Below are 14,709 nucleotides of genomic sequence, written 5' to 3' on the forward strand. Positions count from 1 at the left end.
GTATGTGGCCCAACGCGGCACCCTCGGCGGTCGCGCGCCTGGCCGGCTCGGGTCAAGGGCGGGCCTTACCGGGCGCGGTCCAGCACCAGCAGCGGATCGATGCGCGTATCGAACCAGCTCATTCCCCAATGCAGATGCGGCCCGCTCGCGCGCCCGGTGGCACCGACTGCGCCGATCACCTGGCCCTGGGCGATGTGCTCGCCGACCTTCACCGCGATCTGCGACAGGTGCAGGAAATTGGAGCTGACCCCATGGCCATGGTCCAGCAGCACCGTGCCGCCGGTGAGGTACAGGTCCGGCGCGGCGAAGGTGACGATCCCGGCCGCCGGCGCCTTGACCGGTGTGCCGGTGGGCGCGGCGATGTCCATGCCCGAGTGCCCGGCCGGTGAGGGCTGGCCGTTGTAGACGCGCGCATTGCCAAAGCGGCCGCTGATGCGGCCCTGCACCGGCCAGAGGAAGGGTGCCACGAAATCGGTGCGGTCATCATCGCGATCGCGCGCCGCGCTCACCTGTGCCTGTTCGCGCTCGATCCGCGCGGCGATCTGCGGCGGCGGGTTGACGCTCGCCGGCGGCACGCCATTGACCCGCTCGGTCGGCCAGTCGCGCGGCGCCACCGCGATGGACACGGTCTGCATGGTCGCGCCCGGCGCGGTGACCTGCACCTGCAGCGGGCCGGTCTGGTTGCGGCCGACGCCGAACACAACCGTGCCGTAGGCCGTCACGCGCAGCGTGCGTCCGGCATAGCGCACCTGGCTGCCCGGCGCGACCTTGCCCAGCACCAGCGCGCCCTGCGACACCGAAGCCGGAAACAGCGCCTGTGTGGCCGCCTGCGCGTGCGCGGCCGGGATGGACCCGGCCGGACTCGCGCTGCCGGCCGCGGTCAGCAGCAGGGCCAGCAAGACCGGCCTCACCGATCCGATTCCAGCCGCGGGCCCTTTGGCATGCCGACCAGCTGCTCGCCGTTCCACCCCATGCGGCCGTTGACCCAGGTCGCGATCCGGCCGTTCTCCAAACGCAGGCCACCGGCGGTCTGGCGAGCTTCGTTGACCAGACGCGCGTTGACGATCACGGTGGCGGGCATTTACAGGCGCCTGGACGGGTAGATGAATGGGGGTCGTCTGGAACCGGGTCGTAGCCGCCCGGATGGAACGGATGGCAGCGGCCGACCCGGCGGGCCGCCATCCAGCCGCCGCGCAGCACGCCGAAGCGGCCGATGGCGTCCATCGCGTACACCGAGCAACTGGGCTCGAACCTGCAGCGCGGACCCAGCAGCGGGCTGATCAAGCGCTTGTAGCCGCGCAATAAGGCAATGAGTCCGCGCTGGAGCATGGCCCGATGATAAGCGATGGCTCGGCAACGTGGTTGCCCCCCCTGCGTGGGTGAGCTATAAAGGCCCGCTTTTCCCGGCCCGGGAATCATCAAGGACGCTGTTCGTGGCAGCCAAGAAACCCGTAGAACCGGCCGTCAAGGCCGTCAAGTCGCCCGCTGCTGGCAAGCACGCAGCGGCTGCCAAGGCGCCGGCCAAGAAGGCACCGGCGAAGAAAGCCGTGCCTGTCGCCAGCAGCAAGCCGGCGGCGACCAAGACCGCGCCGGCGAAGAAGGCCACGAACGCCCCCACGGCCGCCAAAGCCGCGACTGCGAAGAAACCGGCGCCCGCGCCGGCCAGGCAGGCCGCAGCGGCAAAGCCCGCACCCAAGCCCGCTCCGAAGCCGGTTGCCAAGACCGCTCCGGCCAAATCCGCTCCCGCCAAGGTTGCCGGCCCCAGTCAAGCTTCGGTGGCCAAGACCGCCGCCTCGCCCGCAGCCAAGGCCGTTCCTGCAAAGAATCCTGTGCCCGCCAAGACTCCCCCGAAAACCGAAAAACGCCCCATCCCGGCCAAGCCCGCAGCTTCGCGCGTCACCGGCAAGATCGCCGTGGCCGTGACTGCGCGCGCGCCCGAAACCTCGTCCAAGCCCAAGGTCCGCAAGGTCGAATACACCATCGACGAAGCCACCGGCCGCCCGGTGATCCCCCCAGGCTACAAGCCCCAGCCCGACGAGGAGTACATGAGCCCGTTGCAGCAGGAGTACTTCCGCCAGCGCCTGCTCGACTGGCGCGCCGACCTGGTGGAGGAATCCAAGCAGACCATCGAGAACCTCAAGGACGAAGTGCGCGACGTGGGCGATGAAGCCGAACGCGCGACCCGCGAGACCGAGAACTCGCTGGAACTGCGCACCCGCGACCGTTACCGCAAGCTGATCGGCAAGATCGACAGCACCCTCAAGCGTCTGGAAGCCGGCGACTATGGCTACTGCGTGGATACCGGCGAAGAAATCGGCCTGGAGCGCCTGGAAGCACGCCTGACTGCCGAACGTACCCTGGATGCCCAGGAACGTTGGGAGCATCTGCAGAAGCAGCAGGGCGACTGAAGTTTCATATGAAACTATGTGGGTTCATGAGGATGTGACCTCCCATGAAATCAATGAGTTGTAGCCTCACCAAGTCCCAAGCCTAATCAGGAAATCCCTCGCTTCGGAGGGTGTTTCCCGGGGTTGATTTTGCCTTCCCGCCACTAAGATCGAACGTCGTTGAGGACGTCCGAGGTGTGGTGAAGGGGCCATCGACAAGTTGAACGCAAACCAGATTCGCAACGCCAAGTGGCCTCGACGGAACTCAATGAGCGGGGATTCCATGCCGATGCCATCGAACGGCAATTGGCCCATGAGGAGGCGAACAAGCGTCGTCGAGCCCACAACCGGGCCTCGTATCTGGAGGAGCGCTGCAAGATGATGGACGCTTGGATCTGCTGGCCAGTGAGAAACGGGCGGCAGCGATGCTGCTCCGCTTCCGGGGCCGGGGATGAAATGCCAGGCAACTGATCGGCAAAGCTCTTCTCCGGACTCCTAGGTAAGTCTTTCATAATTGTTTTCGACTAATTTGTTGAAGTTACAATCGATTTTGTGCATCTCTAAGCGCCTGTGATGGCATTTCTCCCAAGTTTCGACGTTTTTGTGCGGACGGAACTGCCTTCCTTCCTATCGGGAGCGCGCAGATGAGTAACCTCCCCGCTGACCCCATGGGGGCTGCATGGTTGGCCCGAACCTACGGGGTGGAGCCGATGGGGCGATTGCCCGTCCTCAGCCAAGTGGGCGGGCGACGTGCGTCGGAGATCAATGAGGGTTTCCGGCTGGAAGCGTATCTGGAGATCATGCGGCCTGCGGCTACGCCGGCTGCGCATCTGCAATTCCACCTGCGCCATGAAGTCCCGCATCTGGAATTCCTGTCCCGTCTGTTTGCTCAGGCTGGCCCTGATTTCGTCCAGGCGTGGATTGCGGCCGAACCAACCGGGCAGTACGCCCGTCGGGCAGCGTTCCTGTACGAGTGGCTCACCGGCGACCTGTTGCAGGTGCCGGAGCGGTTGGGGGGCAACTACGTCGATGCGATCGACGCCGCCAAGATGGTGGCCGCCTCACCCGAGCGTGCGGTGAAGGTGCAGCGTTGGCGGGTAAACGACAACTTGCCGGGCACGCGGGACTTCTGCCCGACGGTGGTGAAGAACGAGGCCGTCGTACGGGCGGCCGAACTGGACGTATCGGTCCTGTTCGGTGAATTGACCGACGAGTTTGGCGAGGACCTGCTGATGCGGGCCGCTGCGTGGATGACGCTGCGGGAAAGCCGGGCCAGTTTTGCCATTGAAGGGGAGGCTGGTCAGGCGACCCGTGTCCAGCGTTTTGCAGACGTGATGGCACGACGTACCGGTCAGGGCGAATGGCCGCTGACCGATACGGTGCTGGCCGAATTGCAACGCGAGATCCTTGGTGAGCGAACCACACTTGTGCGTTTCGGGATACGGCAATCGCCGGTATTCGTGGGCGAGGTGGTGCGCTACCAGGAGGTGGTGCATTACGTGGCCCCGGTTGCCGAGGATGTTCCGGCGATGTTGGAGGGATTGCGGGTCTTTCTTGAAAGGACGCAAGGGCAATCGCCGGTGATGCGCAGCGCCGTGGCATCGTTCGGCTTTGTCTACATCCATCCTTTGGCCGACGGCAATGGGCGGGTGCACCGGTTCCTGATCAACGACGTATTGCGACGTGATGGGGTGATCCCTGATCCGGTAATCCTGCCAGTGTCCGCAGTCATCACCGACGATGTCGGCGAGCGGCGCGGTTACGAGCGCGTACTGGATCAAATGTCCACACCCTTGATGCAGGGAGTACGGGAGTACGTGACGTTCGAGCCTGTGCAGACCACCTACCCGGATGGGGTGGTGTCGAATTTCGCCTTCGGTGGCGCCGAGCAGGCCAGGCCGCTATGGCGTTACCCGGATCTCGGCCCGCACGTGGTGGTCTTGTCCAACATCCTGGGACGCACCCTGACGGAACAGATGCGCGAGGAATCGCGCTACCTGCGCCGTCATGGGTGGGCACGTGCGGCACTGAAAGAGATCGTCGAGATGCCGGATCAGCAGGCCGACCGGGTGTTGCGTTCGATCGAGCAGAATCGAGGGGAGCTCAGCAACGTGTTGGCCAAGGAAATGCCGGTGTTGCGAGAACCAGGCATCTGGTCCGATATCGTCGAGGTGGTCGAGCGGGCCTTCCGTGACTAACTACCTCCGATGGCAATCGCGATGGGTCGATGGAGTACGCGAGCGCGGGGCGCGAAAGACTCGACTGCGTTCGGCCTCGATCCCGGAGTGTCCTGGCGGAAGTGTCCTGGGTGAAGGCACCTCAGCGCCATGATGGACCAGGTGCCCTGCGGCGCCGAGGACGGGATCGGGCCAGCGACCTGGACGGTGTGCGCAACCCCCGTGTAGACGAGGGTTCGTACGTGCGCGTGGCGCTTGCGGCGGCGCCTTGATCGGCACGGTCATACAAGGGGTGTATACCGCGGGGCTGGTGATGGCATGACAGACCGATGGCCGTGTTGATCCAGATCAAGGCGCCCACCAGGCCGCAGATTCAGGATTCGCTTTTCGTTCCCTGGGCCCCGTGGTGAACCACCCTCCTTCCGACACTCCGGTTCCCCGGATGCACGCGCTCAGTCCGTTGGACGTCCAGGCGCGGGCCGCCCTGGCCGGTGTCACCGGGTCGCTGTCGCCGCAGTCGGCCCTGCTGGCCTGGGTGGACTGGGCGACCCATCTGGTCGCCTCGCCCGGCAAGCAATCCGATCTGGCCGCGCTGGGGCTGGAACAGGCCTCGACCCTGGCCGGCTACTTGCGTGAATGCATGATCGCCGGGCCGGGCCAGGCCCATGCCTGCATCGAACCGCCCGCCCGCGACCGCCGCTTCGCCGCGCCGGAATGGCGCAGCTGGCCGTTCAACCTGTGGCACCAGGCGTTCCTGTTGAACCAGCGCTGGTGGGAGGCCGCCACAGGCGGGGTGCCCGGGGTGGAGCGGCATCACGAAACCATGGTGGCCTTTGCGGCCCGCCAGTGGCTGGACGTGTTTTCCCCCGGAAACCAGCTGGCGACCAACCCGGTGGCCCTGCGCCGGACCTTCGAGGAAGGCGGCGCCAATCTGCGGCGCGGCCTGGGCTATCTGGTGGACAACATCGAGCGCCGGTTGGCCCAGCAGCCGCCGGCAGGCGTGGAGAATTTCCAGGTCGGGCGCGATGTGGCAGTGACGCCCGGCAAGGTGGTGTTGCGCAATCGGCTGATGGAGTTGATCCAGTACACGCCGACCACTGCGCAGGTTCATCCCGAGCCGGTCCTGGTGATCCCGGCCTGGATCATGAAGTACTACATCCTGGACCTGTCGCCGCACGATTCGCTGATCGGCTACCTGGTCGCTCAGGGATTCACCGTGTTCTGCATTTCCTGGAAGAATCCTGGCGTGGAGGAGCGCGAGCTGGGCATGGACGACTACCTGGCGCTGGGCTTCTGGGCCGGCCTGGATGCGATCAACGCGATCGCGCCCGGGGCCAAGGTCCACGCCACCGGCTATTGCCTGGGCGGCACCCTGCTGTCCATCGCGGCGGCGGCGATGGCCCGCGACGGTGACGACCGGCTGGCCTCGCTGAGCCTGTTCACCGCCCAGACCGATTTCAGCGAGCCGGGCGAACTGGGTCTTTTCATCGACGAAAGCCAGGTCACGCTGCTGGAAGCACAGATGCAGCAGCAAGGCTACCTGCGCGCCGATCAGATGGCCGGCGCGTTCCAGATGCTGCGCTCCTACGACCTGATCTGGTCGCGGCTGATCAGTGAGTACCTGCTCGGCGAGCGCCAGCCGATGAACGACCTCATGGCCTGGAACGCCGATACCACGCGGATGCCGGCCAAGATGCACGCGCAGTACCTGCGCCGGCTGTTCTTGAATGACGATCTCAGCGAAGGGCGTTACCCGGTACGGGGCCGCCCGGTGTCGCTGGGCGATATCACCCTGCCGGTGTTCAGCGTGGGCACCGAGAGCGACCATGTGGCACCGTGGCGGTCGGTCTACAAGCTGCACTATCTCTCGCCGGCCGAGCTCACCTTCGTCCTGACCACCGGTGGCCACAACGCCGGCATCGTCAGCGAGCCGGGGCATCCGCGCCGCAGCTACCGGGTGAAGACCCGGCACAAGGGTGAGGGCTACCTGGATGCCGATGCCTGGCTCGAGGCCGCCATGCGGAAGGAGGGTTCGTGGTGGCCGGAGTGGAGCCAGTGGCTGCGCGTGCGTTCCGGTACGCCCGTCGATCCGCCCGACACCGGCGCTGCGGCCAGCGGCTATCCGGTGATCGACGATGCCCCCGGGCGCTACGTCAGGGAGCCATGACCGCCGACATGGCGCGGTCGATCAACCAACGCAGCGCCCGCGGGATGGGCGGGGTGCTCACGCAGGTTGATGCTAGCCTCAAGTCATCAACCAGGTGTTGCATCCAGGCTCCATGCTCTGTTCCCGTCCTTCCTTCTTCGTGACCCTTGGCCGTTTGGCGAGCTGCGCGCTGGCCGTGGCGCTTGCCGGCTGCGCCTCGATGGCCCCTCCGGATTCAACGCCGCCGCTGCCGGTGGCCGACGCCTGGCCCGCCGACGCCACGCCCACCGCTGAAGGCCCGGTGCCGGCACCGGCACTGGGCTGGCCGGACTATTTCGCCGATCCGCAATTGCAGCGGCTGATCGGCACCGCCCTGGCCAACAACCGCGACCTGCGCCTGGCCGTGCTGCAGGTCGAGCAGGCACGCGCCGCCTACCGGATCCAGCGCGCCGACCAGTTTCCGGGCCTGGGCGTGGGCGTGGAGGGTGCCCGCTCGCGGGTGCCGGGTGACCTCAACGTCAGCGGCCGCCCTCAGGTCGGCAGCGACTACGAGGCCTATGTCGGCCTGAGCAACTGGGAGCTGGACCTGTGGGGGCGGATACGCTCGCTCAAGCAGGCGGCGCTGCAGGAGTTCCTGGCCACCAGCGCGGCCCGGCGCGGGGTCCGGGTATCGCTGATCGCCGCGGTCGCCAATGGCTACCTGTCGCTGCGTGAACTGGATGAACGGGTGGCCCTGGCCGAGCAGACCATCGCCACCCGCCAGGAATCGTTTCGCATCTTCAGCCGCCGCTACGAGGTCGGGGCGATTTCCAGGCTGGAACTGGCCCAGGTCCGGACCCTGCTGACCCAGGCCCAGGCGCTCGGCGCCCAGCTGCGGCAGGCGCGCGCGTTCCAGGCCCATGCGTTGGTCAGCCTGGTCGGTGTGCCGCTGGACCTGGCACCGCGCGTGACCGGCTTCGACGATGGGGCGATGTTCGCCGAATTGCAGGTGGGCCTGCCCTCGCAGTTGCTGGCCAGCCGCCCGGACATCATCGCCGCCGAGCATCGGCTGCGCGGCAGCAACGCCAATATCGGCGCGGCGCGCGCCGCGTTCTTCCCCAGCATCGCCCTGACCGGCAGCTGGGGCTCGGCCAGCAGCGAACTGGATGGCCTGTTCGACTCCGGCAGCCGGGCCTGGCGTTTCCTGCCGGTCCTGTCGCTGCCGATCTTCGACGGCGGCCGCCGCAGCGCCAACCTGGACCTGGCCCAGGTGCGCCGCGATGCGGCGGTGGCCGACTACGAAAGGACCGTGCAGGCGGCGTTCCGCGATGTTGCCGATGCCCTGTCCGCGCGCCAGTGGCTGGCCGAGCAGGTGCGTTTCCAGCGCGACACGCTGGACGCGCAGAGCGATCGGGCGCGCCTGGCCAAGCTGCGCTACGACAGCGGCGCGGCCACTTATCTGGAAGTGCTCGATGCCCAGCGCGACCTGCTGTCGGCCCAGCAGCAGCTGGTCCAGGTGCGACGCGCGCTGCTGTCCAGCCAGGTGTCGCTGTACGCCGCACTCGGCGGCGGCGCGGCCGACCCCGGCAGCCCCGTTTCCGCGATCGCTCCGACTTCCAGGGCACCACAACCGTGAAGGCAATCACTCCCTTGCTCAAGAAGAACCTGATCATCGTGGCGGTCGTGCTGGCCATCGCGGCCCTGGGCGGGCTGGCCTGGTGGATGCTGCGCCCGACCGGGCCTGGCGACGGTTTCGCCAGCGGCAATGGCCGCATCGAAGCCATCGAGGTCGACGTGGCCACCAAGCTGGCCGGCCGCATCGAGGACATCCTGGTCGACGAGGGCGACTTCGTCAAAGCCGGCCAGCCGTTGGCGTCGATGCAGATCGACGTGCTCAAGGCGCAGTACGACCAGGCCGTTGCCGGCCATCAGCAGGCGATCCACGCGGTGACCGCTGCCGAGGCGCAGGTCACCCTGCGCCAGAGCGAAGTGCTGGCGGCGCAGGCGCAGGTTCGCCAGCGCCTGAGCGAGCTGGACGCGGCCCAGCGCCGACTGAAGCGCTCGGAGACGCTGACCCTGGAAGGCGCTGCGTCCGCGCAGGAACTGGACGATGACCGCGCCAGAGTACGCAGCGCCGAAGCCGCTGTCGCTGCGGCCCGGGCCCAGACCGCGTCGGCGCAGGCCGCGGTCGCGGCGGCGCAAGCGCAGCTGGTCGGCGCCAGATCCGCCGTCACCGCAGCGCTGGCGACGGTGGCCAGGATCCAGGCCGACATCGACGACAGCGCGCTGAAGTCGCCGCGCGAGGGCCGCGTGCAGTTCCGCGTCGCCCAGCCTGGCGAGGTGCTGCCCGCCGGCGGCAAGGTGCTGAACCTGGTCGACCTGTCCGATGTGTACATGACCTTCTTCCTGCCCGAGACGCTGGCCGGCAGGGTCGCCCTGGGCAGCGAGGCGCGGATCGTGCTCGACGTGGCCCCGGACTACGTGATTCCGGCCAAGGTGTCGTTCGTGGCCAGCACCGCGCAGTTCACGCCCAAGACCGTGGAGACCGCCAGCGAGCGGCAGAAGCTGATGTTCCGGGTCAAGGCGCAGATCTCCCCGGAGCTGCTGCGTGAGCATCTGCGGCAGGTCAAGACCGGGCTGCCGGGCGTGGCCTGGGTCCGGTTGGACACCGACCAGCCCTGGCCGGCCGAGCTGGCGCTCAGGGTCCCGGAGTAGGTTGATGGCGACCGCCTCCCAGCCGGCGTCGGTCGCGACCCTGCGCGCGGTCGGCCTGCACTACGGCAAGACCGTGGCGCTGGACGGGGTGGACCTGGAGATCCCGGCCGGGATCATGGTCGGCCTGATCGGTCCGGACGGCGTGGGCAAGTCCAGCCTGCTGTCGCTGCTGGCCGGGGCGCGCGCGGTCCAGGACGGTACGGTGGAAGCACTCGGCGGCGACATGTCCAGCAAGCGGCACCGCGACCAGGTGTGCCCGCGCATCGCCTACATGCCGCAGGGCCTGGGCCGGAACCTGTACCCGACCCTGTCGGTGGAGGAAAACCTGCAGTTCTTCGGGCGCCTGTTCGGCCATGACGCCGGCGAGCGCCGCCGCCGCATCGACGAGCTGACCCGCAGCACCGGCCTGTATCCGTTCCTGTCGCGCCCGGTCGGCAAGCTCTCCGGGGGCATGAAGCAGAAGCTCGGCCTGTGCTGCGCACTGATCCACGACCCGGACCTGCTGATCCTGGATGAACCCACCACGGGCGTGGATCCGCTGGCGCGCTCGCAGTTCTGGGACCTGATCGAACGCCTGCGCCGGCAGCGGCCGTCGATGAGCGTGATCGTGGCCACCGCCTACATGGACGAGGCGCAGCGCTTCGGCTGGCTGGTGGCGATGGATGATGGCAAGGTGCTGGCCACCGGCACCCCGCAGGAATTGCTGTCGCAGACCGGTTCGGAGTCGCTGGAGACTGCCTTCATCGCGCTGCTGCCGGAGGAGAAGAAGCGCGGCTACCAGCCGGTGGAGATCCCGCCGCTGCCGGCCGACGGCAAGGACGACATCGCCATCGAGGCCAGGGACCTGACCATGCGCTTTGGCGACTTCACTGCTGTGGACCATGTCAGCCTGCGTATTCGCCGCGGTGAGATCTTCGGCTTCCTGGGCTCCAACGGCTGCGGCAAGTCGACCACGATGAAGATGCTGACCGGGCTGCTGCCGGCCAGCGAGGGACAGGCCTGGCTGTTCGGCAACCCGGTCGATCCACGCGACATCGACACCCGCCGGCGCGTGGGCTACATGTCGCAGTCGTTCTCGCTGTACAACGAGCTGAGCGTGCGCCAGAACCTGGTGCTGCACGCGCGCCTGTTCCACGTGCCGGAGGACCAGGTGCCGGGTCGGGTCGATGAAATGGTCGACCGCTTCGGTCTGCGCGAGGTGCTGGACAGCCTGCCCGAGAGCCTGCCGCTGGGCATGCGCCAGCGCCTGTCGCTGGCGGTGGCGATGGTCCACAAGCCGGAAATGCTGATCCTGGACGAGCCCACTTCCGGGGTGGACCCGATCGCGCGCGACAGTTTCTGGCGGTTGCTGATTCAGCTGTCGCGGCGCGACCAGGTGACCATTTTCATCTCCACCCACTTCATGAACGAGGCCGAGCGCTGCGACCGCATGTCGATGATGCATGCCGGCAAGGTGCTGGACAGCGATGCCCCGGCCGCGCTGGTGCGCAAGCGCGGGGCCAGGACCCTGGAGGAGGCCTTCATCGGCTATCTGGTGGAAGCCGGCGGTGGTGCAGAAAACGCGGACGGGCACGAGATGACCCCGACCATGGCGGCCGAGGCCGACACTGCAGCCAGACGCCGCCACAGGGGCTTCAGCCTGCAGCGCATGCTCAGCTACATGTGGCGCGAGGCACTGGAGCTGCGCCGCGATCCGGTCCGCGCGACCCTGGCCCTGGGCGGCTCGCTGATCCTGATGTTCGTGATGGGGTTCGGCATCACCATGGATGTGGAAAACCTGCGCTACGGCGTGCTTGACCGCGACCAGACCACCCAGAGCCAGGCCTACATGCTGAACCTGGCCGGCTCGCGCTATTTCATCGAGCGCCCGCCGATCACCGATTACGCCGACCTTGACCAGCGCATGCGCAGCGGTGAACTGTCGCTGGCGCTGGAGATCCCCTCGGGCTTCGGCCGCGACGTGATCCGCGGGGACCATGCCGAGATCGGCGCGTGGATCGACGGCGCCATGCCGACCCGCGCCGAAACCGTGCAGGGTTATGTCCAGGGCATCCACCAGCAGTGGCTGACCGACCAGGCCCGCCAGCGCGGCATCGCGGTGGCCAGCCGCGCCACGGTGCAGCCGCGCTATCGCTACAACCCCGACGTCAGGAGCCTGCCGGCGATGGTGCCGGCGGTGGTGCCGCTGCTGCTGCTGATGCTGCCGGCGATGCTGACCGCGCTGGCGGTGGTGCGCGAGAAGGAGATGGGGTCTATCATCAATCTGTACGTCACCCCGGTGACCCGCAGCGAATTCCTGCTCGGCAAGCAGCTGCCCTACGTGGTGCTGGCGATGGTCAACTTCCTGCTGATGAGCCTGCTGGCGGTGACCGTGTTCGGGGTGCCGGTGACCGGCAGCTACCCGACCCTGCTGCTGGCGGCGCTGATCTTCAGCTTCAGCGCCACCGGCATGGGCCTGCTGGCCTCGGCGGTCACCCGCAGCCAGATCGCGGCGATGTTCTTTGCGGTGATCGGCACGATGATCCCGGCCGCGCAGTTCTCCGGCCTGATCGATCCGGTCTCGGCGATGGAGGGCTTCGGCCGGGTCATCGGCAACATCTACCCGGCCACCTACATGTTCACCATCAGCCGCGGCGTGTTCAGCAAGGGCCTGGGACTGGCTGACCTGCAATCGGCGTTCGTGCCACTGCTGCTGTCGGTGCCGGTGATCCTGGGCCTGGCGATCGCGCTGCTGAAGAAGCAGGAACGCTGAAGGTGCTGCGCCATGCCGCCAACATCTATCGACTGGGCATCAAGGAGCTGTGGAGCCTGTGGCGCGACCCGATCATGCTGCTGCTGATCGTGTACACGTTCACCATCTCGGTCTACACCGCCGCCACGGCGATGCCCGAGACCCTGCACAACGCGCCGATCGCGATCGTCGACGAGGACGGCTCGCCCCTGTCGGCGCGGATCATCTCGGCGTTCTACCCGCCGCAGTTCGTGGCCCCGTCGCTGATCTCGCTGGACCAGATGGACGCCGGCATGGACCAGGGCCTGTACACCTTCGTGCTGGACATCCCGCCGGATTTCCAGCGCGACGTGCTGGCCGGACGCGCGCCGGAGATCCAGCTCAACATCGACGCCACCCGCATGAGCCAGGCCTTCACCGGCAACGGCTACGTGCAGCAGATCGTGCAGGGCGAGGTGAACGAGTTCGTGCAGCGCTACCGCGGCACCACGACCCTGCCAGTGGAGCTGGCCCTGCGCGCGCGCTTCAACCCGGCGCTGGAAAAGTCCTGGTTCGGCGGGCTGATGCAGATCATCAACAACGTCACCATGCTGTCGATCGTGCTGACCGGCGCGGCGCTGATCCGCGAGCGCGAGCATGGCACCATCGAACACCTGCTGGTCATGCCGGTGACGCGCACGGAGATCATGCTGGCCAAGGTCTGGTCGATGGGCGCGGTGGTACTGGCCGCTGCCGCCTTCTCGCTGACCTTCATCGTCCGCGGCCTGCTGCACGTGCCGGTGGAAGGCTCGGTGGCGCTGTTTCTGGTCGGCGCGACCCTGCACCTGTTCGCCACCACTTCGATGGGTATTTTCATGGCCACCCTGGCCCGCAGCATGCCGCAGTTCGGCCTGCTGCTGATCCTGACCCTGATGCCGCTGCAGATGCTGTCCGGCGGGGTCACCCCGCGCGAGAGCATGCCGCGGGTGGTGCGCGACCTGATGCAGCTGGCGCCCAATCCCCATTTCGTCGAGATCGGCCAGGCCATCCTTTACCGCGGCGCCGGCCTGGACGTGGTCTGGAAGCCGTTCCTGGCGCTGCTGGTGATTGGAAGCGTGCTGTTCTTCCTTTCCCTGCAGCGCTTCCGCAAGACCATCGGCCAGATGGCCTGATGCCTCCCCGCATGGATGCGATTTTCGACACCTTGATGAGGACACACAGATGAGCATCAATACCGATCTTCCGTTGAATCTGCACAAGGCCAATCTCGAACTTCAGCTGCGCCTGGGCCGGCTGCTGCAGGAAAACCAGAGGAAATGGCTGGAACTGGGCAGCCGCGCCCTTGGCGAGAGCATCGCAGAGTCCAGTGCCGAGCTTGAGCAGGTGCTCAAGACCCAGGACTGGCAGGCACTGGCGGCGCTGCCGGGCGAGACATTCTGGCGCCAGCTGCAGCAGCGCTTCGGCGACAGCCAGGCGGTCACCCAGATCGCGGTCAGCGCGCAGACCGCCTTTGCCGCCGGCCTGCAGGAGGCACTTCAGGCCTGGCAGAAGGAAACCGCCCAGGCGTTGGGTGGGGTGGCCGACGTCAACACCTTCACCAGCACGGTCAACGGGATGCTGCAGCAGTGGAACCAGTTCTGGCCGGGCGCGACCGGAGCGGGCCAGAACAGGGGTGCGAAGGGGGCGTCCAGTGCCGAGTGAGCGCACTGCGCTGGTGACCGGCGGCATGGGGGGCCTGGGCGAAGCGATTGCCCGGGTGCTCCATGACGCCGGGCACACGGTGCTGGTCACCCACTCGCGCAGCGATGAGGCCGCCGCCACCTGGCTGGCGGCGCAGGCGGCCGACGGTTACACCTTCAGCTCCTACGAGGTGGACGTGGCCGACTTCGACGCGTGCCAGCGCATGGCCGAGCGCATCCAGGCCGACGGTCGGGCGGTGGACATCCTGGTCAACAACGCCGGCATCACCCGCGATGCCACCTTTCGCAAGCTGACCAAGGACGACTGGGACCAGGTGTTGCGGGTCAACCTGGACTCGATGTTCAACGTCACCAAGCCGTTCATCGAGGGCATGCTCGGACGCGGCTGGGGCCGGATCATCAACATCTCCTCGATCAACGGCGACAAGGGTCAATTCGGGCAGACCAACTATTCGGCGGCCAAGGCCGGCATCCACGGCTTCACCAAGGCGCTGGCCCAGGAAGTGGCCCGCAAGGGCGTCACCGTGAACACGGTGTCGCCTGGCTATCTGGACACGCCCATGGTGACGGCGGTGCCCAAGGATGTGCTGGAGTCGCAGATCGTCGCCCACATTCCGGTCGGCCGGCTTGGCAAGCCGCGGGAAATCGCCGCGCTGATTGCCTTCATCGCCAGCGAGGACGGTGCGTTCATGACCGGCAGCAACGTGTCGATGAACGGCGGCCAGCACATGCGCTGAACCGAGCCTTGAACCCACAGCACAAGGACGGCGCCCGCGCCGTCCGCTTGCGGGGTCAAGGTCCGGACACGTTCATCCATGAACCTGCCCCATGCGGGCCTGCGCGGTTTTGCGGACCCTTGGGCTTGCGGACCGCACCGGCCACATCTGCAAACGAG

12 protein-coding genes are annotated in these 14,709 nt (G+C 67.2%); 9 read left to right on the forward strand and 3 right to left on the reverse strand.

The window, feature by feature from the left end; translation table 11 throughout:
• Positions 1–65: 65 nt before the first annotated feature.
• Genes D9R12_RS14000 through yidD form a run of 3 tightly spaced genes read right to left on the reverse strand, consistent with a single transcriptional unit; the run spans position 66 to position 1,347 of the window.
• Positions 66–896: a M23 family metallopeptidase gene (locus tag D9R12_RS14000; protein WP_425479113.1), complete on the reverse strand. Its 831-nt coding sequence runs from the start codon at positions 894–896 to the stop codon at positions 66–68.
• A gap of 11 nt (positions 897–907) precedes the next feature.
• Complete coding sequence (locus D9R12_RS15840; protein ID WP_170159271.1) at positions 908–1,081, reverse strand: hypothetical protein; 174 nt, start codon at positions 1,079–1,081, stop codon at positions 908–910.
• Positions 1,066–1,347, reverse strand: coding sequence for a membrane protein insertion efficiency factor YidD (gene yidD, locus D9R12_RS14005; RefSeq protein WP_122231372.1), 282 nt, complete (start codon positions 1,345–1,347; stop codon positions 1,066–1,068). Before yidD ends, D9R12_RS15840 begins: the two co-directional genes overlap by 16 nt.
• Before the next feature lie 86 nt (positions 1,348–1,433).
• Between yidD and dksA the strand changes: the two genes are divergently transcribed.
• From dksA to phbB, 9 genes are all read left to right on the forward strand, one after another.
• The gene (gene dksA / locus D9R12_RS15845) at positions 1,434–2,408 is read left to right on the forward strand and encodes an RNA polymerase-binding protein DksA (RefSeq protein WP_170159273.1); all 975 of its coding nucleotides are present in this window, start codon (positions 1,434–1,436) and stop codon (positions 2,406–2,408) included.
• 623 nt (positions 2,409–3,031) lie between these two features.
• Positions 3,032–4,585, forward strand: a complete 1,554-nt coding sequence (locus D9R12_RS16155; RefSeq protein ID WP_014160492.1) for a Fic family protein — start codon at positions 3,032–3,034, stop codon at positions 4,583–4,585.
• A 421-nt stretch (positions 4,586–5,006) separates the two neighbouring features.
• Positions 5,007–6,731: a PHA/PHB synthase family protein gene (locus D9R12_RS14030; protein ID WP_122231336.1), complete on the forward strand. Its 1,725-nt coding sequence runs from the start codon at positions 5,007–5,009 to the stop codon at positions 6,729–6,731.
• 112 nt (positions 6,732–6,843) lie between these two features.
• The gene (locus D9R12_RS14035) at positions 6,844–8,325 is read left to right on the forward strand and encodes an efflux transporter outer membrane subunit (protein WP_122231338.1); all 1,482 of its coding nucleotides are present in this window, start codon (positions 6,844–6,846) and stop codon (positions 8,323–8,325) included.
• The gene (locus tag D9R12_RS14040; RefSeq protein ID WP_244919646.1) at positions 8,322–9,404 is read left to right on the forward strand and encodes an HlyD family secretion protein; all 1,083 of its coding nucleotides are present in this window, start codon (positions 8,322–8,324) and stop codon (positions 9,402–9,404) included. The genes D9R12_RS14035 and D9R12_RS14040 overlap by 4 nt, the downstream gene beginning before the upstream one ends.
• Before the next feature lie 4 nt (positions 9,405–9,408).
• A complete protein-coding gene (gene rbbA / locus D9R12_RS14045) occupies positions 9,409–12,156 on the forward strand; it encodes a ribosome-associated ATPase/putative transporter RbbA (protein ID WP_122231378.1) in 2,748 nt (915 codons plus the stop codon).
• Between the two features lie 2 nt (positions 12,157–12,158).
• Positions 12,159–13,286: an ABC transporter permease gene (locus tag D9R12_RS14050; protein ID WP_210538994.1), complete on the forward strand. Its 1,128-nt coding sequence runs from the start codon at positions 12,159–12,161 to the stop codon at positions 13,284–13,286.
• Between the two features lie 49 nt (positions 13,287–13,335).
• Complete coding sequence (locus D9R12_RS14055) at positions 13,336–13,815, forward strand: phasin family protein (protein WP_014160498.1); 480 nt, start codon at positions 13,336–13,338, stop codon at positions 13,813–13,815.
• The gene (gene phbB / locus D9R12_RS14060; RefSeq protein WP_014160499.1) at positions 13,805–14,551 is read left to right on the forward strand and encodes an acetoacetyl-CoA reductase; all 747 of its coding nucleotides are present in this window, start codon (positions 13,805–13,807) and stop codon (positions 14,549–14,551) included. The genes D9R12_RS14055 and phbB overlap by 11 nt, the downstream gene beginning before the upstream one ends.
• Positions 14,552–14,709 lie beyond the last annotated feature (158 nt).

This window comes from Pseudoxanthomonas spadix (assembly GCF_003703395.1).
GTDB lineage: Bacteria > Pseudomonadota > Gammaproteobacteria > Xanthomonadales > Xanthomonadaceae > Pseudoxanthomonas_A > Pseudoxanthomonas_A spadix.

Excerpts from the sequence above, each read along its gene's own strand:
- D9R12_RS15840 (WP_170159271.1), bottom strand. The coding sequence starts at position 1,081 with ATGCCCGCCACCGTGATCGTCAACGCGCGTCTGGTCAACGAAGCTCGC.
- D9R12_RS16155 (WP_014160492.1), top strand. The coding sequence starts at position 3,032 with ATGAGTAACCTCCCCGCTGACCCCATGGGGGCTGCATGGTTGGCCCGA.
- D9R12_RS14030 (WP_122231336.1), top strand. The coding sequence starts at position 5,007 with ATGCACGCGCTCAGTCCGTTGGACGTCCAGGCGCGGGCCGCCCTGGCC.
- D9R12_RS14035 (WP_122231338.1), top strand. The coding sequence starts at position 6,844 with ATGCTCTGTTCCCGTCCTTCCTTCTTCGTGACCCTTGGCCGTTTGGCG.
- rbbA (WP_122231378.1), top strand. The coding sequence starts at position 9,409 with ATGGCGACCGCCTCCCAGCCGGCGTCGGTCGCGACCCTGCGCGCGGTC.
- D9R12_RS14055 (WP_014160498.1), top strand. The coding sequence starts at position 13,336 with ATGAGCATCAATACCGATCTTCCGTTGAATCTGCACAAGGCCAATCTC.